Source organism: Streptomyces sp. NPDC051211, assembly GCF_040689505.1.
Taxonomy (GTDB): Bacteria; Actinomycetota; Actinomycetes; order Streptomycetales; family Streptomycetaceae; genus Streptomyces.
The window spans coordinates 28,548-52,973 of sequence record NZ_JBFBAV010000047.1 but is presented as its reverse complement, the minus strand read 5'-3'; the positions used below and the strand labels follow the sequence as shown (position 1 = coordinate 52,973).

The 24,426-nt window shown below is 71.7% G+C and carries 27 protein-coding genes; 10 read left to right on the top strand and 17 right to left on the bottom strand.

The window, feature by feature from the left end; genetic code table 11:
- Positions 1-188: 188 nt before the first annotated feature.
- Together AB0447_RS31050 and AB0447_RS31045 are read right to left on the bottom strand one after the other, a co-directional pair.
- Complete coding sequence (locus AB0447_RS31050) at positions 189-950, bottom strand: ABC transporter permease (protein ID WP_366480176.1); 762 nt, start codon at positions 948-950, stop codon at positions 189-191.
- Positions 947-1,906 carry an ATP-binding cassette domain-containing protein gene (locus tag AB0447_RS31045; RefSeq protein WP_366480175.1) on the bottom strand — a complete coding sequence of 320 codons (960 nt, stop codon included), beginning with the start codon at positions 1,904-1,906 and terminating at the stop codon, positions 947-949. Before AB0447_RS31045 ends, AB0447_RS31050 begins: the two co-directional genes overlap by 4 nt.
- 94 nt (positions 1,907-2,000) lie before the next feature.
- On the opposite strand from AB0447_RS31045, the gene AB0447_RS31040 reads away from it, so the two are divergent.
- Positions 2,001-2,759, top strand: a complete 759-nt coding sequence (locus AB0447_RS31040; protein ID WP_366480174.1) for a TetR/AcrR family transcriptional regulator — start codon at positions 2,001-2,003, stop codon at positions 2,757-2,759.
- A gap of 24 nt (positions 2,760-2,783) precedes the next feature.
- Here AB0447_RS31040 and AB0447_RS31035 read toward each other — a convergent pair whose 3' ends face one another.
- From AB0447_RS31035 to AB0447_RS31025, 3 genes are all read right to left on the bottom strand, one after another.
- Positions 2,784-3,317: a hypothetical protein gene (locus AB0447_RS31035; RefSeq protein ID WP_366480173.1), complete on the bottom strand. Its 534-nt coding sequence runs from the start codon at positions 3,315-3,317 to the stop codon at positions 2,784-2,786.
- The gene (locus AB0447_RS31030) at positions 3,314-3,754 is read right to left on the bottom strand and encodes an RNA polymerase sigma factor (RefSeq protein WP_366480183.1); all 441 of its coding nucleotides are present in this window, start codon (positions 3,752-3,754) and stop codon (positions 3,314-3,316) included. The genes AB0447_RS31035 and AB0447_RS31030 overlap by 4 nt, the downstream gene beginning before the upstream one ends.
- A 61-nt stretch (positions 3,755-3,815) precedes the next feature.
- Positions 3,816-4,304: a DUF3995 domain-containing protein gene (locus AB0447_RS31025; protein WP_366480172.1), complete on the bottom strand. Its 489-nt coding sequence runs from the start codon at positions 4,302-4,304 to the stop codon at positions 3,816-3,818.
- A gap of 258 nt (positions 4,305-4,562) precedes the next feature.
- On the opposite strand from AB0447_RS31025, the gene AB0447_RS31020 reads away from it, so the two are divergent.
- A complete protein-coding gene (locus tag AB0447_RS31020; protein WP_366480171.1) occupies positions 4,563-4,829 on the top strand; it encodes a hypothetical protein in 267 nt (88 codons plus the stop codon).
- 144 nt (positions 4,830-4,973) lie between these two features.
- On the opposite strand, the gene AB0447_RS31015 is transcribed toward AB0447_RS31020, so the two are convergent.
- Positions 4,974-5,726, bottom strand: a complete 753-nt coding sequence (locus tag AB0447_RS31015; protein WP_366480182.1) for a VOC family protein — start codon at positions 5,724-5,726, stop codon at positions 4,974-4,976.
- A gap of 205 nt (positions 5,727-5,931) precedes the next feature.
- On the opposite strand from AB0447_RS31015, the gene AB0447_RS31010 reads away from it, so the two are divergent.
- Both AB0447_RS31010 and AB0447_RS31005 read left to right on the top strand, forming a co-directional pair.
- A complete protein-coding gene (locus AB0447_RS31010; protein ID WP_366480170.1) occupies positions 5,932-6,162 on the top strand; it encodes an antitoxin in 231 nt (76 codons plus the stop codon).
- Positions 6,159-6,554, top strand: coding sequence for a PIN domain-containing protein (locus AB0447_RS31005; RefSeq protein WP_366480169.1), 396 nt, complete (start codon positions 6,159-6,161; stop codon positions 6,552-6,554). Before AB0447_RS31010 ends, AB0447_RS31005 begins: the two co-directional genes overlap by 4 nt.
- 52 nt (positions 6,555-6,606) lie before the next feature.
- Here AB0447_RS31005 and argS read toward each other — a convergent pair whose 3' ends face one another.
- Positions 6,607-8,385 carry an arginine--tRNA ligase gene (argS, locus tag AB0447_RS31000; RefSeq protein ID WP_366480180.1) on the bottom strand — a complete coding sequence of 593 codons (1,779 nt, stop codon included), beginning with the start codon at positions 8,383-8,385 and terminating at the stop codon, positions 6,607-6,609.
- Between the two features lie 171 nt (positions 8,386-8,556).
- On the opposite strand from argS, the gene lysS reads away from it, so the two are divergent.
- On the top strand, positions 8,557-10,287 hold the full coding sequence (lysS, locus tag AB0447_RS30995; protein WP_366480168.1) for a lysine--tRNA ligase: 1,731 nt from the start codon (positions 8,557-8,559) through the stop codon (positions 10,285-10,287).
- A 79-nt stretch (positions 10,288-10,366) separates the two neighbouring features.
- Here the strand turns inward: lysS and AB0447_RS30990 are convergent, their stop codons facing one another.
- The 3 genes from AB0447_RS30990 to AB0447_RS30980 form a co-directional block, all read right to left on the bottom strand.
- On the bottom strand, positions 10,367-11,833 hold the full coding sequence (locus AB0447_RS30990) for a DUF2637 domain-containing protein (protein WP_366480167.1): 1,467 nt from the start codon (positions 11,831-11,833) through the stop codon (positions 10,367-10,369).
- Between the two features lie 67 nt (positions 11,834-11,900).
- Positions 11,901-12,647: a DUF3558 family protein gene (locus AB0447_RS30985; RefSeq protein WP_366480166.1), complete on the bottom strand. Its 747-nt coding sequence runs from the start codon at positions 12,645-12,647 to the stop codon at positions 11,901-11,903.
- A gap of 98 nt (positions 12,648-12,745) precedes the next feature.
- Positions 12,746-13,624, bottom strand: a complete 879-nt coding sequence (locus AB0447_RS30980) for a DUF3558 domain-containing protein (RefSeq protein ID WP_366480165.1) — start codon at positions 13,622-13,624, stop codon at positions 12,746-12,748.
- A 172-nt stretch (positions 13,625-13,796) separates the two neighbouring features.
- Between AB0447_RS30980 and AB0447_RS30975 the strand changes: the two genes are divergently transcribed.
- The gene (locus AB0447_RS30975) at positions 13,797-14,990 is read left to right on the top strand and encodes an RtcB family protein (RefSeq protein WP_366480164.1); all 1,194 of its coding nucleotides are present in this window, start codon (positions 13,797-13,799) and stop codon (positions 14,988-14,990) included.
- Between the two features lie 76 nt (positions 14,991-15,066).
- Here AB0447_RS30975 and AB0447_RS30970 read toward each other — a convergent pair whose 3' ends face one another.
- Positions 15,067-15,885 (bottom strand): LAGLIDADG family homing endonuclease, encoded by an 819-nt coding sequence (locus AB0447_RS30970; protein WP_366480163.1) that lies wholly within the window; start codon positions 15,883-15,885, stop codon positions 15,067-15,069.
- A 330-nt stretch (positions 15,886-16,215) separates the two neighbouring features.
- Between AB0447_RS30970 and AB0447_RS30965 the strand changes: the two genes are divergently transcribed.
- Complete coding sequence (locus AB0447_RS30965) at positions 16,216-16,629, top strand: cupin domain-containing protein (protein WP_366480162.1); 414 nt, start codon at positions 16,216-16,218, stop codon at positions 16,627-16,629.
- A 4-nt stretch (positions 16,630-16,633) separates the two neighbouring features.
- Here AB0447_RS30965 and AB0447_RS30960 read toward each other — a convergent pair whose 3' ends face one another.
- Entirely contained in the window at positions 16,634-17,395 is a 762-nt protein-coding gene (locus tag AB0447_RS30960) for an SDR family NAD(P)-dependent oxidoreductase (protein ID WP_366480161.1), read from the bottom strand.
- A gap of 73 nt (positions 17,396-17,468) precedes the next feature.
- Positions 17,469-17,804, bottom strand: coding sequence for a YnfA family protein (locus AB0447_RS30955; protein ID WP_366480160.1), 336 nt, complete (start codon positions 17,802-17,804; stop codon positions 17,469-17,471).
- Positions 17,805-17,916: 112 nt separating this feature from the next.
- Between AB0447_RS30955 and AB0447_RS30950 the strand changes: the two genes are divergently transcribed.
- Positions 17,917-18,423, top strand: a complete 507-nt coding sequence (locus tag AB0447_RS30950) for a hypothetical protein (protein WP_366480159.1) — start codon at positions 17,917-17,919, stop codon at positions 18,421-18,423.
- A gap of 12 nt (positions 18,424-18,435) precedes the next feature.
- On the opposite strand, the gene AB0447_RS30945 is transcribed toward AB0447_RS30950, so the two are convergent.
- The 4 genes from AB0447_RS30945 to AB0447_RS30930 form a co-directional block, all read right to left on the bottom strand.
- On the bottom strand, positions 18,436-19,956 hold the full coding sequence (locus AB0447_RS30945) for an FAD-dependent monooxygenase (protein ID WP_366480157.1): 1,521 nt from the start codon (positions 19,954-19,956) through the stop codon (positions 18,436-18,438).
- A gap of 42 nt (positions 19,957-19,998) precedes the next feature.
- Positions 19,999-20,742, bottom strand: coding sequence for a Mut7-C RNAse domain-containing protein (locus AB0447_RS30940; RefSeq protein WP_366480156.1), 744 nt, complete (start codon positions 20,740-20,742; stop codon positions 19,999-20,001).
- Between the two features lie 222 nt (positions 20,743-20,964).
- Positions 20,965-21,483 (bottom strand): GNAT family N-acetyltransferase, encoded by a 519-nt coding sequence (locus AB0447_RS30935; RefSeq protein ID WP_366480155.1) that lies wholly within the window; start codon positions 21,481-21,483, stop codon positions 20,965-20,967.
- 59 nt (positions 21,484-21,542) lie between these two features.
- Complete coding sequence (locus AB0447_RS30930) at positions 21,543-22,169, bottom strand: hypothetical protein (protein WP_366480154.1); 627 nt, start codon at positions 22,167-22,169, stop codon at positions 21,543-21,545.
- A gap of 139 nt (positions 22,170-22,308) precedes the next feature.
- Here AB0447_RS30930 and hemL point away from each other — a divergent pair, with 139 nt between their 5' ends.
- Together hemL and AB0447_RS30920 are read left to right on the top strand one after the other, a co-directional pair.
- Positions 22,309-23,631 carry a glutamate-1-semialdehyde 2,1-aminomutase gene (gene hemL / locus AB0447_RS30925; protein ID WP_366480153.1) on the top strand — a complete coding sequence of 441 codons (1,323 nt, stop codon included), beginning with the start codon at positions 22,309-22,311 and terminating at the stop codon, positions 23,629-23,631.
- Positions 23,628-24,326: a histidine phosphatase family protein gene (locus tag AB0447_RS30920; protein ID WP_366480152.1), complete on the top strand. Its 699-nt coding sequence runs from the start codon at positions 23,628-23,630 to the stop codon at positions 24,324-24,326. Before hemL ends, AB0447_RS30920 begins: the two co-directional genes overlap by 4 nt.
- Positions 24,327-24,426 lie beyond the last annotated feature (100 nt).

The window sequence follows — 24,426 nt, the reverse complement described above, 5'->3', positions numbered from 1 at the left end:
CGGCATAGCCGTAGACCGCGCCGATGTCGGCCCGCCCGTCACCGTTGAAGTCACCAGCGACCCACTTGGCGCGGGCGTAGGAGTCGAAGTCCCGCACGGCGCCGTTGCGTTGCCCGCCGCACCCGCCTGTCTTCCGTTCCGGGCAGGCGAGTTGACGTTGCGTTGGGTGGAACTCGCTGCCGCGGGCGTCACCGTGTGCGGCGGCGGAACAGGATCGACGTCAGGGTCACGGAGGCCGCGGTGATGGCCGTGCACCAGGTGAGGGCGAGCCAGGGGATGTGGCCGGCCGGTTGGGCCAGGAGCAGGGCGCGGAGGGATTCGATCACCGGGGTGAGCGGCTGGTTCTCGGCGAAGCCGTGCAGCCAGGACGGCATCGTCTCGATGGGGACGAACGCGCTGGACGGGTAGGGCAGGAACATCATCAGGAAGGTGAACCCGCCTGCCGCCTCCGGGTTCCTGGCGAGCAGGCCGAGGGCGGCCGCCAGCCAGGAGATCGCCGTGATGTAGGCGAGCAGCAGGCCGGCTGCGGCGAGGAGGGCGGGCGGGCCGGCCTGCGGGCGGAAGCCGATGGCGAGGGCGACGGCCAGCACCAGCGCGGTGGAGACCAGATTGCGCAGGACGGATGCGGCGACATGGCTCGCGAGGATGGGGACGCCGCCGATGTCGGCCGCGCGGAAGCGGTCGATGATGCCGTCCTTCATGTCCTCGGTGACGCTGACGGCGGTGCCGGCCGCGCCGAAGCCGGCGCACAGCAGCATGGCCCCGGGGACGACGTAGGTCACGTACTGCGTGCCGGTGTCGATGGCGCCGCCGAAGAAGTACACGAAGATCAGCATCAGCATGATCGGCAGCATCAGGGCGGTGATCAGCGCGTCCGGGCTGCGGAGGCTGATGCGCAGCCGGCGGCCGGTCAGGGTGAGGGCGGTCGAGGCGAGGGCGGTCGAGGTCATCGAGGTGCTCCCGTCCGGTCGATGAGGGCGAGGAAGACGTCGTCGAGGGTGGCGCTGCGGACGGTGAACCGGTCGACGGCGGTGCGGTCCGGGTCGAGGGCGTCGAGCAGGGTGCGGACGTGCGGAGCGGTGCCGTCGGTGGGGATGCCGAGGGTGAGTTCGTCGGGGGAGTGGTGGACGGCCTGCGGGGCGAGCCGGGCCAGCCGGTCGTAGGCGGCCCGGTCGGCCAGGGTCAGGTCCAGGCGGTGGCCGGCGACCTTGGACTTGAGCTCGGTCGCGGTGCCCTCGGCGGCGATCCGGCCGGAGTCGAGGACGGCGATGCGGTCCGCGAGCCGGTCGGCCTCCTCCAGGTACTGGGTGGTGAGGAGGACCGTGGTGCCGTCGGCCCGCAGGTCCCGGACGGTGTCCCACAGGTCCTGGCGGCTGCGGGGGTCGAGTCCGGTGGTCGGCTCGTCCAGGAAGATCACGGCGGGCCGGGAGACCAGGCTCGCGGCGAGGTCGAGGCGGCGGCGCATGCCCCCGGAGTAGGTACGAGTGATGCGGCCGGCCGCCTCGGCGAGGCCGAAGCGGTCGAGGAGTTCGGCGGCGCGGGCCCGGGCGGCGGGCCGGCTGAGACCGGCGAGCCGGCCCATCATGCGGAGGGTCTCGGTGCCGGTCTGGAGGTCGTCGACGGCCGCGAACTGGCCCGTGAGGCTGATGGATCGGCGTACGGCGGCCCGTTCGGCGGCGATGTCCCGGCCGGCCACCCGGGCGGAGCCGCTTTCGGGGGCGGTGAGCGTGGCGAGGATGCGGACGGTGGTCGTCTTGCCGGCGCCGTTGGGGCCGAGGAGGGCGAAGACGCTGCCGCGCGGGACGGCGAGGTCGATGCCGTCGAGGACGCGGTGACTGCCGTAGGTCTTGGTGATTGCGGCAGCCTCGATTCCCAGGCCGCTCCGGGGCGATGACGGTGGTGACACGGCTGCCCTCCTCTTCTGCGTATGGCATACGCTCTACTGTGTAAGTAATACACAGAACTAGGATGGGGTCAACCGAGCGCAGGGAGCAGCACAGATGGCGGAGTCGGAGACCGGGCTTCCGGCGAGCCTGGAAATGGCCTGGGGGCTGCGGGAGCGGCCGGCGAAGGGCCCCCGCCCCGCCCTCACCCTCGACCGGATCGTCGACGCGGCGGTCCGGCTGGCCGCGGCGGAAGGCATCGAGGCCGTCTCCATGGGCCGGGTCGCCAAGGAACTCGGCGCCTCCACCATGTCCCTCTACCGTTACGTGGCCGCCAAGGAAGAGCTCTACATCCTGATGTCCGACGCCGGCGTCGGAACCCCGCCGCCCCTGCCGGACGGCGCCGAGCACTGGGACTGGCGGGAGCTCCTCGCGGAATGGGCGCGCGCCCAGCGGGCGGTCCTGCAGGCGGCCCCCTGGATCCTGCGGATCCCCATCACCGGGCCGCCCGCCACGCCCAACCAGGTGGCCTGGATGGAGCGCGGTCTGGCCGCCCTCGCCGGCACCGGGCTGGGCGAGGACGAAAAGCTCTCCGCCCTGATGCTGGTCGGCGGATTCGTCCGCAACGAGGCCACCCTGATGGCCGACATGACCGACGCCATCGTCAAGAGCGGGATCTCGCCCGACCAGCTGATCGGCCAGTACCAGCGGACCCTGCGGGTGCTGACCGACCCGGACCGGCACCCCGCCGTCACCCGGCTCCTCGACTCCGGCATCCTCTCCGGCGCCGACGAACCCGACTTCGAGTTCCGCTTCGGCCTGGAACGGCTGCTCGACGGGCTGGCGGTGCTGGTCGGCCGCCGCGCGGAGGGCTGACCACCCCGCGCCCGCCGGCCCCGGCTACGGCAAGCCGTCCAGCCGGCCGTCCAGCCGATCCTCCGACCGCCCGTCGAGCCGCCCTTCCAGCCGGCCGCCGAGGCGATCCTCCGACCGCCCTTCCAGCCGCCCTTCCAGCCGGCCCATCGCGCGGGACAGCTCCGACGCCGTGCCGAACGGGACGACCGCCGCCCGGCCCGGCACCCGGACCCCGCCCGTCAGTGCCACCCGGGTTCCGCCCCCCGGCTCCTCCTCCGCCGCCATCCCGATGATCAGGAAGCGGCTCTGCAGCCAGCACCACCCCGGCCGCACGAACCCCCGCAGATGCGCCCGGAACCCGTGCCTGCTGCGGGCCAGCGCCTCCACCCGGTCGCCCGACACCCGCAGCACCCGCACCCCGCGCATGTCCGGCTGGAACCGCCCGAACTCGCCCTCCAGATCGCCCATCACCGCCCACACCTCCTCGAAGGGCGCGGGCAGCACCCGTTCGGCGACCCGGGCGCCGCGCACCCCGGCCGCCATGACGTGCAGCTTGTGCACCGTACCGATCCCGCTCATGCGGACCACGCCTTTCGGAAGCTCATCCGGGCCCGGTGCAGCCGGGACTTGGCGGTGCCGGCCGGGACGCCCAGCAGGGCGGCCACGGCCTCCTCGTCCAGCCCCTCCACGTCCCGCAGGACCAGCACGGCCCGGTGGGACGGGGACAGCCGGGCCAGCACGTCCTCGATGTCCGCGGCCAGCTGCGGATCACCGCGCTCCGGTACGTCGGCCAGTTCGGCCGGGCGCGCCCGCGCGGCCCGCCGGGCGACCCGCACCGCCTCCCGCACGGCGATCGCCCGCACCCACCCGTACAACGCCTGCGGATCCTTCAACGACCTCAGCGACCGGAACACCGCGACCAGCGCCTCCTGAGTGGCGTCCGGGCCGTCGGCGAGCGCGATCGGCGTGCAGATCCGCGCGATGTACGGGGTGAGCCGGTCCAGCAACTCGTCCATGGCGAGGGTGTCGCCGGCCCGGGCCGCCCGCGCCAGCGCCACCCCCCGATCCCGGCCGCCGTCAGTGGTCACCGAGCAACTCCCCCCTCCGGACACCCCTGTTCGCCCGGCCCCGGCGGTCCCGGACCAGCAGGCGGACGGCGGCCCAGCCGAAGCCGAGGCACACCGGGGTGTAGAGGAACAGGTTCAGCCGGAAGAAGACCGGGCCGCCCCCGTTGTCCGCCCCGCACACCCAGGCCAGGCCGGCCGTTCCGCGGACCAGCAGGCCGGCGGCGACCCCGAACACCACCAGGGTTGCGAGCCGGCCGCCCCGCCCCCGGGAGCGGGCCCACACCGCCGCCGCGCCGGTGAACAGCAGCACCGCCAGCGGCAGCACCACCTGCGGCCCGAAGGACACCTCCGAGCCCAGCACCGCCCGCGACAGGGCCCGCTCGTCGGCGGCCGGCCAGGTCAGACCGGTCGCCCAGTACAGGTGCGCCAGACCGTCGGCGGCCAGCAGCGCGGCCACCGCCCGCCCGGTCCGGTGCTGCTGTCGTACGAGGTCAACCACGGGTGCCCCCCAGGGTGTTGGTGAACCGACACCCCAAGGAGGAGGCGCACCGGCAAAACGTTCCCTGTGCGCCCCGTCACACGCGCACCTCCCTGCGGATCCGGAAGGAAGGCGGCCGGGGGCTGTTTTTTTGCGCAGGGCGAGTACGGCGCCCTCACGAACCCCGTGCGTGAAGGCGGCGAGGCCACTTGGGGGAACGGGCCCCCGATCGGCCGGAAGTCCGGTGACTCCGCGGCCACCGGCAGCGTTACGGGGTTCATGGCTCACCACACCGCTGCCCGTATCGCCACAGGGGCCGCTCTCACCGTCATCGTCGGACTCGTCTCCATGCCCACCGTCCAGGCCGCCGAGCATCCGAGCGGCGGCACCGGCGCCGTCGCCGGACCCCTCAGCCTCGACAACCTGTTGTCGCTCCGCTTCCTCGCTCCGACGGTCCGCGACGCGAAGCGTCAGATCTCCGGCCTCGCATCCGGCCTGTCACCGGCGCCGGCGAGGAGCGTCGGCCTCGGCAGCCTTCTCAAGTAGACGGCGAAACCCCTCCCGGGGGAATCCGCTCAAGCAGTGGCGCGGCCTGGCCGCACGGACCGACAACCCGTCATCGCCCGCCAGGCCGCACCCCACCTCGTCGGCATCCTCATCCGGACCCGACGCCGACCGGAAAGACAGAACCTAGACCGGCTGCTCGGGGGCGGTCGCGCGGATGACCGCGAACACGCCGCCCTGCGGATCCGACAGCACCGCCATCCGGCCCGCCACCATGTCGAACGCGGGCATCAGCACATTGCCCCCGGCCCGCTCCGCCGCCGCGACCACACTGTCGGGATCGTCCACGTTGAAGTACGCCAGCCAGTTCGGAGGCGTGCCGGGAGGCAGGTTGTCGAGGTTCATCATCCCGCCCACCCCGCGCCCCTCGACCTTGAGCTCGGTGTAGTCCTCCGCCCCTTCGATCGCGGACGGGGCGGTCGTGATCGGTAGCACCTTGCGGTAGTAGGCCGCGGCGGCATCGGGGTCACCGGTGCTGAGCTCGTTCCAGATCAGCGCGCCGTGCTCGTTGACGATGCCGGCGCCGAAGAACTCCCTCGCCTCCCACAGCCCGAACACCGCGCCGGTCGGGTCGGAGAGGACGGCCATCCGCCCGAGGTCCATGACGTCCACGGGCCCCATGACCGTCTTCCCGCCGGCGGCCGTGCTCGCCTCCACGGCGCTGTCCACGCTGTCCGTGGCCAGGTACGTCGTCCACACCGCCGGGGGCATCGGGTCGGGCGTGGACCCGTCCGGGTTCATGGCGGCCATGATCCCGGCCACCGGCTTGCCCTTGAGCTCGCAGACGGCATACCCGCCGGTCTCCGGCGGTCCGACCTCGCCCTGCCAGCCGAACAGATCGCAGTAGAAGTCGATCGCAGCCTGCTGGTCGGGGACCATCAGGTCGATCCAGCAGGGGGTGCCGGCCTTGTAGGGGCCGTTCTTGTCGGGCACGGGGACCTCCGGTAGCGGAGCGCGGGAAGGACGTGCCCTCCCTTACCCGGGCATACTGCCCTCAATCCACCCGCCCGAGTGACCCCGCCGAGGTGGCTCGTAGCTCAGCGTCCTGCCAGCAAAATGCTGGCATTGCGACTGCTCTTGTTGCATGGCCACTCTTTATGTGCGTGATCTTTCCGATGAGGCGCTCGCCGAGCTGAAGATACGAGCGGCCCGCAACCGCCAGTCCCTCCAGGCCTACGCGCGCACCCTGCTGGAGGAGGAGGCCGCGACACCAGCGATCGAGGACGTCGTCGCACGCATCCGCTCACGGGTCTCGGCCCGGCTGACCGTCGACGAGGTGGTCGGCGACCTCGACGCGGGCCGGCGGCGCGAATGATCGTCATCGACGCCTCCGCCGTCGTGATGCTGGTCGCCGACGCGGGAGCGGTCGGCGATGCGGTGCGCGAACGCGTGCTCGGTGAGCGCCTGACCACACCGCATCTGCTGGACATCGAGGTCGCCCATGCCCTGCTGGGGCGGCACCGCGGCGGCAAGCTCTCCGACCGGCAGCTGGACACCGCGTGGGACGACTTCGTCTCGCTACCGGTACGGCGCATGGAACACCTGCCGGTCCTACCCCGGGTCCGCGAGCTGCACGCGAACCTCTCGGCGTACGACGCCGCCTACGCCGCCCTCGCGGAGGGGCTGCAGGTACCGCTGATCACCTGCGACGCGCGGATCGCCCGCTCCGGGGCGACACGTTGCAAAGTCGAGGTCTTCGGGCCGTGAACGGCCGCAGCCCCGCCCTTGTGGGCGGGGCTGCGGCCGGGACGAATGCGCCTCAGAGGCGCTCGGGCGTCCGGATGCCCAGCAGGGACATGCCCTTGGTGAGGGTGCGGGCCGTCAGGTCGCACAGGAACAGGCGGTTCTCGCCCACGACGAGCTCCGGCTCCGGCTTCACGACCGGGCACTGGTCGTAGAACGTCGTGAACAGCGAGGACAGCTGGTACAGGTACGCGGCCACCTTGTGCGGGGCGTGATCCGCGGCCGCCTCCGCGATCAGCTCGCCGAACTGGTCCAGGTGCAGACCCAGCGCACGCTCGGCCGGCGCCAGCTCCAGCTCCGGGTGCGCCACCGGCTTGCGGTCGCCCGCCCTGCGCAGGATCGACTTGATCCGGGCGTACGCGTACTGGAGGTACACGGAGGTGTCGCCGTTCAGCGAGACCATCTGGTCCAGGTCGAACTTGTAGTCCCGGGAGGCCGAGGTCGACAGGTCGGCGTACTTCACCGCGCCGATGCCGACGTACCGGCCGTTCTCGACGATCTCCTCCTCGGACAGGCCCACCTTCTCGGCCTTCTCCCGCACGACGGCCGTGGCCCGCTCGACGGCCTCGTCCAGCAGGTCCACCAGCCGGACCGTCTCGCCCTCACGGGTCTTGAACGGCTTGCCGTCCTTGCCGAGGACCGTGCCGAAGGCCAGCTGCACGGCCTTGTGGCCGCCGTTCAGCCAGCCCGCCCGCCGGGCCGTCTCGAAGACCATCTTGAAGTGCAGGGACTGCCGCGCGTCCACGACGTAGATCAGCTCGGTCGCCTTCAGGTTGCCCACCCGGTCGCGGATCGCGGACAGGTCCGTCGCGGCGTAGCCGAAGCCGCCGTCCGACTTCTGCACGATCAGCGGGGTCGGGTTGCCGTCCGGGCCCTTGTACTCGTCGAAGAACACGCACAGCGCGCCGTTGGAGCGCACGGCGACGCCCGACTCCTCCAGCAGCTTGCACGTCTCGACCAGCATGTCGTTGTAGCCGGACTCGCCGACGATGTCGGGGTCCTGGATGTCCATGTCCAGCTTGTCGAAGACCGAGTAGAAGTAGATCTTCGACTCGTCGACGAACCGCTGCCACAGCGCGAGGGTCTGCTCGTCCCCCGCCTGCAGGTCCACCACCCGGGCCCGGGCCCGCGTCTTGAACTCCTCGTCGGAGTCGAAGAGCGCGCGCGAGGCCTTGTAGAGGCGGTTGAGGTTCGACATGGCCTCCTCGCCGGAAGCCTCCACGGACTCCTGCGAGGACTTGTGGTCCAGCTCGTGCGGGTGCTCCAGCAGGTACTGGATGAGCATGCCGAACTGGGTGCCCCAGTCGCCGATGTGGTGGCGGCGGACCACCTTCTCGCCCGTGAACTCCAGGATCTCCACCATCGCGGCGCCGATCACGGCGGACCGCAGGTGCCCGACGTGCATCTCCTTGGCGACGTTCGGCTGGGCGTAGTCGATCACCGTGGTGCCCGGGTTCTCCGCGAGCGGGACCCCGAGCCGGTCGTCGAGCGCCCGCGCCGACAGGGTCTCGATGATCGCCCGGTCGGTGATCGTGATGTTGAGGAAGCCCGGGCCCGAGACCTCGATCTCCCGGATCAGGTCACCGGTCACGATGCCCTCGACCACCGACGTCGCCAGCTCACGCGGGTTGGACTTCGCCTTCTTCGCGAGCGCCAGGATGCCGTTGGCCTGGAAATCGGCCCGGTCGCTTCGTCGCAGCAGCGGGTCGGCGGCACCGGCCTCCGGCAGGGCGGAGACGAGTGCGTCCGCGACGCGCTGATTGACGGTCGAAGCGAGGGAAGGGACCGAGGCCATGAGCTGCCGTTCCTGTGAGGGTTTGAGCATGGGGTGTTCCTACGAAAGACGAGTATCCCACGCGAGAACCACGCACCCCACGGGATAAAGCAACCCCGGAGCGGCTCCTTCCGTCTGGGAGAATGGCCGAAGGTAAGGCTGAAGCCAGCATTTGAGATAGAAGGACGTGTCGTGGCTCAGAGCAGCACCGAGACCGACTGGGTCTCCCGTTTCGCGGACGAGGTCATCGCCGAGGCGGAGCGCCGAGCACCCGGCAAACCTCTCGTCGTCGCGTCCGGACTCTCCCCTTCCGGCCCCATCCACCTGGGCAACCTCCGCGAGGTCATGACCCCGCACCTGGTCGCGGACGAAATCCGCCGCCGCGGGCACGAGGTCCGCCACCTGATCTCCTGGGACGACTACGACCGCTACCGCAAGGTCCCGGCCGGCGTCCCCGGCGTCGACCCCGAGGCCTGGGCGCAGCACATCGGCCGCCCGCTGACCGCCGTACCGGCCCCGGCCGGATCGGCGTACCCGAACTGGGCCGAGCACTTCAAGGCCGCCATGGTCGAATCGCTGGCCGAGCTGGGCGTCGAGTACGACGGCATCAGCCAGACCGAGCAGTACACCTCCGGCGCCTACCGCGAGCAGGTGCTGTTCGCGATGAAGCACCGCGCCGACATCGACGCCGTCCTCGACCAGTACCGCACCAAGCAGAAGCCGGGCGGCAAGAAGCCCTCGCAGAAGCAGGTCGACGAGGCGGAACTGGAAGCGGCCGAAGGCTCGGGCGCGGCCGCCGAGGACGACGGCAGCGCGGAAGGCGCCGAGTACTTCCCGTACAAGCCGTACTGCGCCGTCTGCAACAAGGACTTCACCAAGGTCACCTCGTACAACGACGAGACCACGGAGATGACCTACGTCTGCACCGAGGACGAGCACACCGAAACGGTCAAGCTCTCCGAGTTCAACCGAGGCAAGCTGGTCTGGAAGGTCGACTGGCCCATGCGCTGGGCCTACGAGGGCGTGGTCTTCGAGCCCTCCGGCGTCGACCACTCCTCGCCCGGCTCCTCCTTCCAGGTCGGCGGCCAGATCGTCCACATCTTCGGCGGCGAGCAGCCGATCGGCCCCATGTACGCCTTCGTCGGAATCAGCGGCATGGCGAAGATGTCGTCGAGCAAGGGCGGAGTCCCCACCCCGGCCGACGCCCTGAAGATCATGGAACCGCAGCTGCTGCGCTGGCTGTACGCCCGCCGCCGCCCCAACCAGTCCTTCAAGATCGCCTTCGACCAGGAGATCCAGCGGCTCTACGACGAGTGGGACAAGCTGGAGGCCAAGGTCGCCGACGGCAGCGCGCTGCCCGCCGACGCCGCCGCCCACAGCCGCGCCGTCCGCGTCGCCTCGCACGAGCTGCCGCGCACCCCGCGCCCGATGCCGTACCGCACGCTCGCCTCGGTCGTCGACATCACCGCCGGCCACGACGAGCAGACCCTGCGCATCCTGTCCGACCTGGAGCCGGACCGTCCGCTCGCCTCCCTCGACGAGGTACGGCCGCGCCTCGACCGCGCCGAGAACTGGATCAGCACCCAGGTCCCGGCCGACCAGCGAACCCTGGTACGGGACACCGCCGACGCCGAACTGCTCTCCTCGCTGGACGACGCCGGCCGGGAGTCGCTGCGGCTGCTGCTGGAGGGCCTGGACTCGCACTGGTCGCTCGACGGCCTGACCACCCTCGTCTACGGCGTACCGAAGGTCATGGCCGGGCTGGAGCCCGACGCCAAGCCGACACCGGAGCTGAAGGTCGCCCAGCGGCAGTTCTTCGCCCTGCTGTACCGCCTCCTGGTGACCCGGGAGACCGGGCCGCGCCTGCCCACGCTGCTGCTGGCAGTGGGGGCCGACCGGGTACGGAAGCTGCTGGCCGCCTAGCCGACGGATGAGGGCCCGCACCCCGGGACGGGGTGCGGGCCCTCATGCATGCCGATGCATGCCGATCGCGGTTTGGGGCTCAGGCGATGTGCTCGGCCTCGGCCTCCAGCTGGTAGCGCTGCCGCAGCTGCGGCATCATCCGGCGGAGCAGCGAGGCGCTGCGCGGGTGCGTCACGCCGTAGCCGTCCGCGAGGTGTATGTCGAGCGCCTCGGGCGTCGGGAAGTTGCCGTGCTCGTCGATGAAGGTGCGGAACACCTTGTACGCCGCCTCCGCGAAATCGGCCTCCGCGTTCGCGGCGGCGGCCTCTTCCTCGGTACGGGGGCCGGGGATCGGAAGCTGCTGCTCCGGCTCCTGCACCTGGCGCTGCTCCGGGTGCGGCTGCGGCTCCGGCTGCGGCTGCGGCTCGTCGTACGGGCCGGCCGGGGGGAGCACCGGAGTGGGCTCCAGGCCCTCCACGTACTGCGGGTTGTAGCCGCCCTCGTAAGCCGCCTGGGGCGCCTTCGGCGCGGCGAACCAAGCGCTGTTGTGGGCGGCGGGCATGGCGGTCGGGTCGACGGCGAAGCCCGCCTGCTGCTGGCCCTGCGGGACCTGGCCCTGGGGCCCGTAGGCTTGGGCTTCGCCCGGCGCAACCTGGCCTGCGGCCTGGCCCGCGGCCGCGGCCTCCGCCGGGGCACCGCCTGCGGCGCCGGCCGCCGGGCCGTCGGCCCCGGCCCGGCCCGGGAGCGGCCCCTCGGACGGGACGGCACCGGCCTGAGGGGCGATGGCCGCAGCAGCCGCGGTCAGGGCCGGGTTGGCCGACGAGGCCGGGAAGGCCGCCGTACCGGCCACCGCCTGAGCGGCCGGAGGGAGCAGCACCGGGTCGATGCCCGCCGCCGCCAGCCCGTCCGGCGCGGTCTGCGAGAGGGGAACGCCGATACGGGCCAGCCGCAGCGGCATCAACGCCTCCACCGGCGCCTTGCGGCGCCACGCCCGCCCGTACCGGGCCTGAAGCCGCGCCTGGTAGATCAGCCGGTCCTGCTCCATGCCGACCGCCTGCTCGTACGACCGCAGCTCCCACAGCTTCATCCGGCGCCACAGCTTGAACGTCGGGATCGGCGAGAGCAGCCAGCGCGTGATGCGCACACCCTCCATGTGCCGGTCCGCGGTGATGTCCGCGATCCGCCCCACCGCATGCCGCGCCGCCTCGACCGTGACCACGAACAGGATCGGGATCACGGCGTGCATGCCCACACCCAGCGGGTCCGGCCAGGCCGCCGCACCGTTGAACGCGATCGTCGCCGCCGTCAGCAGCCACGCCGTCTGCCGCAGCAGCGGGAACGGGATCCGGATCCACGTCAGCAGCAGATCCAGCGCGAGCAGCACGCAGATGCCCGCGTCGATACCGATCGGGAACACCAGCGAAAAGTCGCCGAAGCCTTTCTTCAGCGCGAGTTCGCGCACCGCGGAGTACGAGCCCGCGAAACCGATCGCCGCGATCACGACGGCTCCGGCCACCACGACGCCGATGAGTATGCGGTGCGTCCGAGTCAGCTGCATCGCGGCCACCCGCGATCCCCTCCCACTCCCACTATTCGAGCTCTGGCAGCCACAGCGTACGGGTGGCCGATGGGAGTTACTGCTGCGGCTGCTGGTTAGCGGCCGCGACCGAGCCCACGGACTCCTTCGCCGCCGCGATCGCACCCTCCAGCAGCTTCTTCTGATCGGGGGCCTGCGCACCCTCGTAGGCGGCACCGTTGTAGTCGAGCGTGACCACCACGTTCTGCGTGCGGGCGACGATCGTCGTGTTGAAGAAGTCGACGTCCTTCTTCACGCTGTACGTCACGCTCGTCGCCTGGTCACCGACCCCGCCGGCGGCCTCCACCTTCACGTTCTGGCCGCCCTCCGACACCTTCGCCGCCTCGAGCTGCTTGTTGTACTGCTCCTCGGCGCGCTTGTTGCCGCTGCCCAGCGAGGCGTGCGAGTCGTACCGGACCAGCGAGACCGCCAGCCAGCGGTAGTCCGAGCCCTTCAGCCCGTTCTCGTCCAGGCCGTGCCAGGAGCAGCCCGCCCGGTTGGCCAGGTCGTTCGACTTGGTCGCCGTACCGTTCTTGTCCTTGACCTCCGGAACCAGCGTCTCGATGGTCTTCGCCTGGACCACCTTGCACGGGTCGGGCAGCTTGTCGAACGCGGCCTTCTCCGGCTTGGGGGCCGAAGGCGCGGCACTCGGCGCGGCAGAAGCGGACGAATCGGACTTCTTCTTGCTGTTGTCGGAGCCCGAGCCCCCCTTGCCGGAATCGGACGAACACCCGGCCACGGTGAGGATCACCGGGACGGCTGCGCAGGCGAGAACTCGGGTGAGGCGCGAGGCTGATCGGTGCATGTTTCCTTCAATGACTCGTCGGCGGGACCCAGCAACGGTAGCCCGACCCGGAGACAGCCTGCTGTGCGCGCCGTCACGCCGGGGCCCGCCGGCCCCGCTCAGTCGCTGAACCGCTCCGCCAGCGCCTCCGCCAACTCCACTGCCCGGTCCTGCGTTTCCTCGGCCGAGGGGACCGTGCCCGGCACCGACGGCTGCACGCTGTAATCGACGGTGACGATGACGTTCGAGGTACGGAACACAATGCGCACCGTCCGGGACTGGGCGGTGGCACCGGCCGCGCTGAGCCGGTCGTCCAGGAACGCCTCGCTGCCGAGCCCGTCCAGCCGGCGCGAACCGGGCGCGGACGGGGGCTGCTGGGTGCCGCCCGGACTGCCGCTGCCACCTCCGGTGATGCTCGGGCTGCCGCCGGGGGCCGGGCTTCCGCTCGGGCTCGCACCGGGGCTGCCGGCCGGGGCGGGGCCGCCGGCCGGGCTCCCGCTCGGGGTGGGCGTGGGGGTGGGCGTGGGCGTGGAGGTGGCCGTGACTGCGGCCGGCAGGCCGGCCCCGACGAGCTGGCGCTCGTACACCTGGTGCGCCTTGTCGTCGTCGCTGTCGGCGGCGCGATCGTAGGACACCACCCGCTCGAAGCCGACGTACAGCAGCCGGGTGGTGTCGGTGTCCTGCGCCTTCCAGCGGCAGCCGACGCGCCGGTCCCCGTCGTAGGAGGTGTCGGCCACCCCGGCGTACAGCTTGTCCTTCTGCTCGGAGGGCAGGGCGGTGTCGACGGGGAGCATGGCCTTGAGCCGCTTGCCGTCGACGGCCTTGCAGGGCATGGGCAGGCTCCGGTACTTGCCGGGCGGCGCGGGCGCGGGGGCGCTGATCCTGCCCTTGGCGTCTCCGCCGCCGCCCCCGTTTCCGCCACCGCCGGTGCACCCGGCCACGAGCGCGGTGGTCATCGCGATGCCCGGCAGGGCCAGCCGTACTGCCTTGCGCTGCACGTCCTGTGGCTCCCTCGGTCAGAAAATCCGTTGCCGTGGTGTGACGGCGGATGGACACAATGTCTACCGCACACGCTGGCGCTGACGCCGGTCCCCTGTCGTGTTTGGGGCTGAGAGCGAGGCTTTTTGCGTATTGGGACTTTTCTTTGGTTTACGGGGTAGTGGGGACGATATGTCGTATGTAGAGGTGCCCGGGGCGAAGGTCCCGATCCGCATGTGGACCGACCCGGCGACGGTCGAAGACAGCGCGATGCAGCAGCTCCGCAATGCCGCCACCCTCCCGTGGATCAAGGGCCTCGCGGTCATGCCGGACGTTCACTACGGCAAGGGCGCGACGGTCGGCTCGGTGATCGCGATGAAGGACGCGGTCTGCCCGGCGGCGGTGGGCGTGGACATCGGCTGCGGCATGTCGGCGGTGAGGACGTCCCTGACGGCGAACGACCTGCCGGGGGACCTGTCGAAGCTCCGGTCGAAGATCGAGCAGGCGATCCCGGTGGGGGCCGGGATGCACCGGGAGCCGGTCGACCCGGCGCGGCTGTACGGGTTCGGCGAGCGCGGGTTCGGGGACCTGTGGGAGCGGTTCGACTACGTCGCGGATGCGGTGAAGTTCCGGCGGGAGCGGGCCATGAAGCAGATGGGGACGCTCGGAGCCGGCAACCACTATATCGAACTTTTGTTCGATGAAGAGGGGGCGATTTGGCTCACTCTGCACTCGGGATCCCGAAATGTCGGCAAGGAGTTGGCGGACTTCCACATCGGCGTTGCGAGGGGTCTCTCGCACAACCAGGGCCTGGTGGACCGGGACCTCGCGGTGTTCCTCGCCGCGACCTCGGAGATGGAGGCCTACCGGAGCGACCTCTTCTGGGCCCAGGAGTACGCGAAGTTCAACCGCGCCGTGATGATGGGCCTGTTCAAGGAGGTCATCCGGAGGGAGTTCCGGAAGGCGAAGGTCTCCTTCGACCAGGAGATCAGCTGCCACCACAACTACGTGGCGGAGGAGCGGTACGAGGGCATGGACCTGCTGGTCACGAGGAAGGGCGCGATCCGCGCCGGCAGTGGCGAGTTCGGGATCATCCCGGGTTCGATGGGCACCGGCTCGTACATCGTGAAGGGTCTCGGGAATGAGAAGGCCTTCAACTCGGCTTCGCACGGAGCGGGCCGGCGCATGAGCCGGACGGCTGCGAAGAAGCGGTTCTCGGCACGAGACCTGGAGCAGCAGACCCGGGGTGTGGAGTGCCGGAAGGACTCGGGTGTCGTGGATGAGATTCCGGCCGCCTACAAGCCGATCGAGCAGGTCATGGAGCAGCAGACGGACCTGGTGCAGGTCGTGGCCAAGCTGAAGCAGCTCATCTGCATCAAGGGCTGAGCCCGGGGTGCAGTTGTCGGGGGAGTGGAGGAGCCCGGACCGGTGACGGTCCGGGCTCCTCCGCGTTCCGGGACTGTCAGATCTGTCCCGTGCGTAGGCGCCAAAGGCGCATGTAGCAGCTCTTCTCGGTACGGTCGAGGGCTCTGGCGGCAGCTGCGGGGTCGTTCAGCTTCAGGAGTTCGCGGTCGTCGGAAGACGTCCACCGGCGGCGCGGAGGGGCGAACCGCATCTCGGGCGGGCGGACCCATGCTGCGAGAGAAGCGGCTGCCGTCTTCTTGCGCTCCAGGGCGAGGCAGCCGGGGTAGTAGAGGTCCGCGGCCAGCTGCATCGCTGCTTCCTTGGTGTAGAGGATGTTGTAGATCTCGTCCCGCGCGTTGCGCTGGAGGGTGCGTTCAGCTCCGGTGGTCTCTTGGGCGTAGTGGCACAGGTACGCGCCGATAGCGGTGCTTGCGGTGGTCAGGGAGATGAAGGGGAGTCCCCGGCTCGTGTAGCCGACGGACCCGTCAGCGTCGACCAGTCCCCGGATGTAGTCGCGGCGGGACATCTCGCCGCGGGGCGGGGCGACCGTTTTGGACTTGCGGCCGTAGGGCAGCCCGAGTTCGTTGATGACGGTGCGGGCCTCCAGGGAGGACAGGCCCCAGACTGCGGAGTGGTGCGACTCGGCGAAGTTGGTGGAGCGGGTGCGCTCCCTGACCGAGCTGTTGTACGGGGTGAGCCGCTGGAACTCGTGCAGCAGGTCGATGTCGCGTGCGCTGAGTTCGACGGTGAGCTGCCCCCGCTGGCGAGTTCGCTGGGACAGGTGCCCGTCGGCCTGGATGAAGCCGAACATGTACGCGTACCGCGGGTCCTGTAGGTCCATGAAGCGGGTCGGCTCGATAGGGTCGTGTGCAGCCATGAGGAAGTCCGCTTTCCTTCGTCGGTGAGGCCCTCGGCCGGGACTGCCATCCCGGCCGAGGGCCGTTCTTGTGATCGACGTTAGGTCTGGCGTGCGGGCCGCACGGAGGTTCGCAGCCTCTTCACTCATGTGGGTGGCGCGACGTGTCGGGAAGGGCGGCTCAGTCCTCGTCGCCGTCGAGGAGGCGGTCGACCGGCAGGTCGAGGCTGACGCCGATGTGGTCGGCCGGGCTGAAGCCGGCCGTGCTGATGCCGCACCTGAGGGCGGCGGGTCTCGTCTGACGGGGCCGCGGCCCGCCTATGGTGCGGTGTCCTGCTGCGGGCGCGAGGCGTGGGCGACGAGGACCTGCTCATCCCGCTCGCGCGTGCCCACCGGGTCGCACTCGACCAGCTGGTGGCCGCGCCGGCCAGCGGTGACCCGCGGGTGCACCTGAAGCCCCTGCGCAAGGACCAGGGCAGCATCCTGGTGCCCTTGACGCAGTACCCGGGCCGGGTGCAGGTGTTCAAGCAGGTGCTGGCGCCCCGCGAGCCGAAGCTGGTGACCCACGACGGCTACGAGTGGCTGTACGTCCTCGCGGGCGAGCTGCGCCTCATCCTCGGCGAGAGCGAGCTCGTCCTCCGCCCCGGTGAGGTGGCCGAGTTCGACACGGGACAGCCGCACTGGTTCGGTCCGGCGGACACGGACGCCGTGGAGATCCTGCATCTGTTCGGGCCGCGGGGTGACCAGCCGGTCGTCGTGACCTGAGCGCCTAGAGGTCGCGGTGGACCTTGGTGTTGGAGGCCTGGGCGCGGGGGCGGACCACCAGGAGGTCGATGTTGACGTGGCTGGGTCGGGTGACCGCCCAGGTGATGGTGTCGGCCACGTCGTCGGCGGTGAGGGGTTCGGCGACGCCCGCGTAGACCTTGGCGGCCTTGTCCGTGTCCCCGCGGAAGCGGGTGGTGGCGAACTCCTCGGTCTTCACCATGCCGGGGGCGATCTCGATGACCCGGACGGGCCGGCCGACGATCTCCAGGCGGAGGGTTTCGGCGAGGACGCGGGCGCCGTTCTTGGCGGCGACGTAGCCGGCGCCGCCCTCGTAGGTGGCGTGGCCGGCGGTGGAGGACAGGACGACGACCGTGCCGTCGCCGGAGGCGTCGAGGGCGGGTAGCAGGGCCTGGGTCATGTGGAGCGTGCCGATGACGTTGACCTCGTACATGGTGCGCCAGTCGGCGGGGTTGCCGGTGGCGACCGGCTCGGCGCCGATGGCGCCGCCCGCGTTGTTGACCAGTACGTCGCAGCGGTCGAGGGATTCGGCGAGGGCGTCGACGGCTGCGCGGTCGGTGACGTCGAGGGCGTGGGCGGCGGCGGAGTGGCCGGCGGCGCGCAGCTCCTCCGCGAGGGCCTCGATGCGGTCCTTGCGGCGGGCGGTGAGGACGACGTGGTAGCCGGCCGCGGCGAGCTGCCGGGCGGTGGCCGCGCCGATTCCGCTGCTGGCGCCCGTGACTACTGCGGTGCGGGTGGCCGTGCTCATGTGCCGAGCTCCTCGTCGTGTGGGGTGTGTCGTATGTATGTACGGTCCGGTACCGGCCAGCATAGGCAGGCTGCTAGCGGCCGCGCGGCGCATACATGATCACGGCCATGCCGGCGAGGCAGATCAGGGCGCCGATCACGTCCCAGCGGTCGGGTCGGTAGCCGTCCGCGACCATGCCCCAGGCGAGGGATCCGGCGACGAAGACCCCTCCGTACGCTGCGAGGATGCGGGCGAAGTCGCCCTCCGGCTGGAGGGTGGCGGCGAAGCCGTAGAGGCCGAGGGCGATGGCGCCGGCGCCGATCCAGATCCAGCCGCGGTGTTCGCGTACGCCCTGCCAGACCAGCCAGGCGCCGCCGATCTCCAGGAGGGCGGCGAGGGCGAACAGGGCGGCGGAGCGGAAGATCAGCATGTCCGGAAGGGTTGCACGGCGGGGGCCGGCGGGGCGCAGATGGCGGGTCGGCCCGCCCTCGTTCGTGTGATGGTCCGACAGTCCCATCGGGTGCGTGGTTAGCCTCCGCCGTGTGGAGGTGGTGGCGGTGGTGCGTCGTGGTGTCGTACGGAGAGCAGTGGCGGCCGGGTCGGCCGCGCTGGCCGTGGTGCTCGTGGCCGGGGCCGCGGCGACGGCCGGTGCGGCCGAGGCCGGACCGGAGGCGGATGTGGCCTACCACGGCAGGGTGTCCCTGGCCGCGGGCCGGCTCGGCATCCTGCTGATCCCGGAGAACGAGGGCCCCGCCGCCCTGCCCACCGCCACCCTCCGGCTGCGCCTGTCGGCCGATCTCGCCGACCGGCAGGAGTGGGCCGACGGCTGTGCGCGGGCCGGCCTGCGCGAGATGGTGTGCGAGACGGGCGCCCTGCCCGAGCACGGGCAGGGCCGGCACATCGGGCTGAGGCTCCGGCTGAAGGAGCGGCCGACCGAGGTGACCCTGCGGATCGACACCTGGTGGAACGGCGGCGCGACCGACCGCAACACGGCCAACAACGAGCACGTGGTGCTGGCCCTGGACACCGGCGACGTCTACGCCTTCTAGAACGCGGGCTTCCTAGGGGGCGCCCGGTGGTGTCGCGGGCGACGGCCGGATCCAACGGGCGACGGCCGCCGTCAGCTCGGCCGGGGATTCACGGTCCGCCGACCAGGCGACGTAGCCGTCCGGGCGGATCAGGGCGCAGGCCGTGCGGTGCGGGTCGCGCCAGTGGGCCTGCCGGAAGTACGGCGGGCCCGGCGGGGGCGGTGGTGTGCCCGCCGGGGTGAGCAGGACGAAGCCGCCCGCGCGCAGCTCCTCGTACAGCCGGCCGCCGTGCGCGAGCGGGACGTCCGGGGCGCGCCGGCCGGCGGGCGGGCGGCCGCCGGGCGGGGCGGCGTACGCGATGCCGATCCCGGTGATCAGGCCCAGGGCCCGGTTCCGGACGGCGGGCAGCCCGCCGAGCGCGACGGCGCCGACCTGGCGGGCGGCGCGCACCGCGGGGGAGCCGGCGATCGCGATCCGGATCAGGGCGCCGCTGCTGCGGAGGACCATCCGGCCGACCGGGTGGCGTTCGCGGTGGTAGCTGTCGAGGAGCGCCTCGGGGTCGGGGGCGCGCCCGTGCAGGGCGGCGGCGAGTTTCCAGGAGAGGTTGGCGGCGTCCTGCATCCCGGTGTTCATGCCCTGGCCGCCGGCCGGGGTGTGGACGTGTGCCGCGTCCCCGGCGAGGAAGACCCGGCCGACGCGGTAGTGCGGGACCTGGCGTTCGTCGCTGTGGAAGCGGGAGATCCAGCGGGCGTCGTGCACGCCGTGGTCGGTGCCGAGGGCGTTCCGCATGATGGTGCGGAGCTCGTCGAGGTCGACGGGGTCCTCGTCGGGGGGCTGGTGGTCGCGGTCCCAGGCGATGGCGCGGTACCAGCCGTCGCCGAAGGGGACGAGGAAGGCGAAGGAGCGTCCGTTGCCGCTGAACGCGAGGACGCCGGCGGGCGGATCGGCCAGGCGTACGTCGGCCAGGACGACGGAGCGGAGGGCTGCGCGGCCGGGGAAGGGCAGGTCGACGGCCTCGCGGACGGTGGAGCGGTGGCCGTCGGCGCCGACGAGGTGGCGGGCGGACAGGGTCCGCGGCCGGCCGTCGGGTCCGCGGACGGTCAGTTCGACGGTTCCGGGGGTGTGCTGGTGGAGGCCGAGGAGTTCGGTGCCGAACCGGATGTCCACACCTGTGGACAGTGCGCGGCGCTCCAGCAGCCGTTCGGTCTCGTACTGCGGGGTGATCAGTACGTAGGGGAAGCGGGTGTGCGCGGCCAGCCCGTCGAGGCTGAGGGTGAGCCGTCCTCCCAGTCCCAGTCGGCTCACCTGCCGGCCGGTTGCCACCAACTCGTCGGCGAGGCCGCGGGCGTCGAGGAGTTCGAGGGTGCGGGCGTGCACGGCGAACGCGCGGGTGAGGTTGGCGGCGGTGCGCGGCCGGCGTTCGATGAGGGTGACGGACAGTCCGGCGGCGGCGAGGTCGCCGGCGAGCAGCAGGCCGGTGGGGCCGGCGCCCACCACGGCGACATCGGCATCGACACCGAGGGGTGCACCGTCGGCGGCGGGGGTGGCGGTCATGGACGGTGAGTCTGCCAGCCGTCGGACCGGCCGGACGGGACGTCAGACGGAGGCTTCCGGCGCGTTGCCGAATTCCTCGACCGCTTCCGAAACGATCCGTTCCAGCCGGGCGTGGTGTGCCCCGCGCCAGTAGACGCGCTCGCAGTCGGAGCACTGGGCGAACACGTCGTAGGAGCGGTGCGTGCCGCCTTCGAGGCGGTCCCCGACGGAGTCCTTGTCGGCCCTGTGCAGCGGGCCGTTGCAGGCGGTGCAGCGGGTCCACGGGTCCAGGCGGGGCGCGAAGCGGCCCAGGACGTCGCGGAGTTGCTCGTCCGGACGGTCGCTGTAGACGTAGGCGCCGGCCCAGATCTCGCGGCGGCGCAGCAGCCCGCGGTCGCGGGAGAGCAGCACCCGGCGTTCGGCGGCGGAGCGGGTGGCGAGGGCGGGGTCGCCGATGTCCTCGTTCTCGTAGGCCGCGTCGACGCCGAGGAGGCGGAGGCGGCGGGCGAGGGTGCCGAGGTGGACGTCGAGCAGGAAGCGCAGGGGTGCGCCGGGGACCTCCTGGGGGCGGGTGACCCCCTCCACCTCGATGTGCTGGCCGGCCCGCGGGACGTACGAGACGGGCACCTCGTGGCCGTCGACCAGCAGCCGGCCGACCTCGGTGAGCGGCACCCCGGCGGATTCGACGACGTGGCCGAGGCTGGAGGCGCCGTCGGTCGGGGTCGGGATGCGGTCGGCGCGGCGGCTGGGCGGGGCGAAGAGGCGCAGCTCAGGGGCGAGGGTGAGGTGAATGTCGGGTCCGTTCACGGGCCCAGCATGCCATTGGGGGACCGGCCGGCGGGCAGGGTTTTCAGGCGGCCCCCGCCGCGGTCCGTGCGGCCGCCCGTGCCGTGGTTCCCGCTGCGCTTCCTGCTGCGGTTCGTGCTGCGGTTCCTGCGGCGGTCCGCCGACGCGGCCAAGGCCCACGCCCGCCTCGCCGAGCCGGGCACCCGCGGCCGCCTGGTCCTCACGCCGTGGAAGCCGGGCGGTTCACGTCAGGGTGAAGCGCCAGTCGTTGCTGCGGTGGACCGAGCCCGGCGGGTACTCGAAGTCCGATTCGCCCAGCAGTTCGAAGCCTGCGCGGCGGCAGACGGCGTTCGAGGCGGCGTGGTCGACGCTCGGGTAGGCGTGCAGGTCCGGGCGGGTGCCGTGGGTGCGGGCGTGGGCGATCACGGCGGTCACCGCCGCCACCGCGAGGCCGCGGCCCTGGAACTCGGGGAGGATGCCCCAGCCGGTCTCGTACACGGCCTCGCCCTGCCAGTCCCGCTCCCAGAACCCCACCGTGCCGACGGCCTCGCCCGCGCCGGCCAGGGTCACCATGAACATCCGCCCGGCGGCCGGCTCCCGGGCACTGAGCGCCAGGTACCGGCGGTGCCGGTCGGCGAGCTTCTCGTCGCTCTCCGGGCCCCCGAGGAAACGGGTCATCGCGGGCGAGTTCTTCTGCCGCAGCAGCAGGACGAAGTCCTCGCCCTCGGCCCACGGGGTCAACTGCACAGCTGTCGCGTCCATGCACCCGACCCTACGCGGGACGGCGGGACGGCCGGACGGGCGGACGGGCGCCCGGACGGTCAGGGCCAGACCAGGCAATACGGCTGGTGCCCGGCCTCGTGGAGGCGGTGCGAGAAGTCCTGCCATTCGTGGAGCAGCTGGTAGACGTTGAACGCGTCGCTCGGGCCGCCGCGGTCCGGGACCGTGGACCAGATGAAGGCCGCCGCCCCCACCGATTCCTCGCCGATGCCGCGCAGCGGGTCGACCACCGTCATCGGGAGCTTCACCACCGCGTAGTCGGGGTGCAGGACGACCAGCTCCAGCGGGGGCACCTTGTGCAGGGGTATGCCTTCGATGCCGGTCAGGACCATCGCGGCCACCGTCTCCGGCTTGATCTTGGTGAACAGGCCGCCCATGCCGAGCTCGTCGCCGCCGAGCTCCTCGGGACGCATGGTGACCGGGACGCGCGCGGCGGTGGCGCCGTCCGGGGCGCCGAAGTACTTGTACGTCACCCCCATGCCGCGGCCCCCGACCGCGCCGCCGGCATCCGGGGCCGCGGTGGGGTTCGGTGCCGCGTCCGCGGGCTCCGCCGAGGCGCGCCGGTGCTTGCCGCCGCGGCGGCGGGCCTGGCGGGCTTCCCGGGCTTCACGGGCGCGCTGCGGATCCAGGCCGTCCGTACCCTCGCCCGGTCCACCACCGCGTTGCATATCTCCACCCGACTGGTTTTGCCTGCGCCTGCCCCGGCCCCGCGGCCCCCGCCACGCAGCCCGATCATCATGGCAGTGACCTCCCCCGCGCCGCAGCGGTGAAACGCCCGCCCGCAAGTCTGTCGCCGCCTCTGAGACCATGGCTGGTGTGAGCTACCCGTACACGTATGAAGCCCCAGTTTCGCAGACGCTCTTCGAGCGCGCGTCCCTCGTGACCCCCGGCGGCGTGAACTCTCCGGTCCGTGCCTTCCGCGCCGTGGGCGGTACGCCCCGGTTCATGGTGTCCGGTACCGGTCCGTACCTCACCGATGCCGACGGGCGCGAGTATGTCGACCTCGTGTGCTCCTGGGGGCCGATGATTCTCGGTCATTCCCACCCGGAAGTGATCGCGGCCGTGCAGGAGGCCGTCGCGCGCGGCACCTCCTTCGGTACGCCCGGTGAGGGCGAGGTCGCGCTGGCCGAGGAGATCGTCGCCCGCATCGAGCCCGTCGAGCAGGTCCGGCTGGTTTCCTCCGGCACCGAGGCGACCATGTCGGCGATCCGCCTGGCCCGCGGTTTCACGGGCCGCGCCAAGGTCGTGAAGTTCGCCGGCTGCTACCACGGTCACGTGGACGCGCTGCTGGCCGCGGCCGGTTCCGGTCTCGCGACCTTCGCGCTGCCGGACACCCCGGGCGTGACCGGGGCGCAGGCCGGCGACACGATCGTGCTCCCCTACAACGACCTCGAAGCGGTGCGGGCGGCGTTCGCCGCGCACCCCGGGGAGATCGCCTGTGTGATCACCGAGGCGGCGCCCGGCAACATGGGCGTGGTGACGCCCGCGGCCGGGTTCAACCAGGGTCTGGCCGACCTGTGCCGGGAGAACGGCGCGCTCTACATCTCCGACGAGGTCATGACCGGCTTCCGTACCAGCCGGGCCGGCTGGTACGGGGTGGACGGCGTCAAGCCCGACCTGATGACCTTCGGCAAGGTCATGGGCGGCGGCTTCCCGGCCGCGGCCTTCGGCGGCCGGGCCGAGGTGATGGCGTACCTGGCGCCGGCCGGGCCGGTCTACCAGGCGGGCACCCTCTCCGGTAACCCGGTCGCCACCGCGGCCGGCCTGGCGCAGCTGCGGCTGCTCGACGGGGCGGCGTACGACAAGGTCGACGCGGTGTCGGCCGAGATCCAGGGGCTGGTGACCGCCGCGCTCACCAAGGAGGGGGTCGCGCACCGCCTGCAGACCGCCTCCAACATGTTCTCCGTCTTCTTCACCCCGGACGAGGTGCGGAACTACGAGGACGCGAAGCGGCAGGAGAGCTTCCGCTTCACCGCGTTCTTCCACTCGATGCTGGCGAACGGCGTGTACCTGCCGCCGTCGGCCTTCGAGTCCTGGTTCGTGTCCACCGCCCACGACGAGCAGGCGGTCGAGCGGATCGCCGCGGCGCTGCCGGCCGCGGCCCGCGCCGCCGCGGAGGCCACGGCATGAGCAGCAGTGACATCACCGTCGTCCACCTGATGCGGCACGGCGAGGTCGAGAACCCGGACGGCGTGCTGTACGGCCGCCGGCCCGGCTACCACCTCTCCGAGCTCGGCCGGCAGATGGCCGACCGAGTGGCGGAGCACCTGGAGGGCCGGGACATCACGTACGTCGTGTCCTCCCCGCTGGAGCGGGCGCAGGAGACGGCGGCGCCGATCGCCAAGAGCCACGGCCTGGACCTGGCCACGGACGCCCGGCTGCTGGAGGCGGAGAACGTCTTCGAGGGCAAGACCTTCGGGGTGGGCGACGGGGCGCTGCGCAAGCCGGCGAACTGGAAGCACCTGACGAACCCGTTCCGGCCGTCCTGGGGCGAGCCGTACGTCGAGCAGGTCGTCCGGATGATGGGCGCGCTGGACGCGGCGCGCGAGGCGGCGCGCGGGCACGAGGCGGTGTGCGTCAGCCACCAGCTGCCGATCTGGATCGTGCGGAGCTTCGCGGAGAAGCGGCGGCTGTGGCACGACCCGCGGCGGCGGCAGTGCACGCTGGCCTCGCTGACCTCGTTCACGTACCAGGGCGACAGGATCGTTTCGGTGGGCTACAGCGAGCCGGCCCGGGACCTGGTTCCGGCGCATCTGCTCGCCGGCGCACAGCGTCGATTCGGTCAAGGGGCTGTGAAGGGCAAGTCCAAGGCGTTTGGTGCGTAGCTGTTACGGCTTCGGCTAAATAAAGCCCACGCGTGCGGGAATCCCCGTGTCAGAACCGCAACCCCACCTATTTGTCCGTTTATATGGGCAAGGAGTGGTG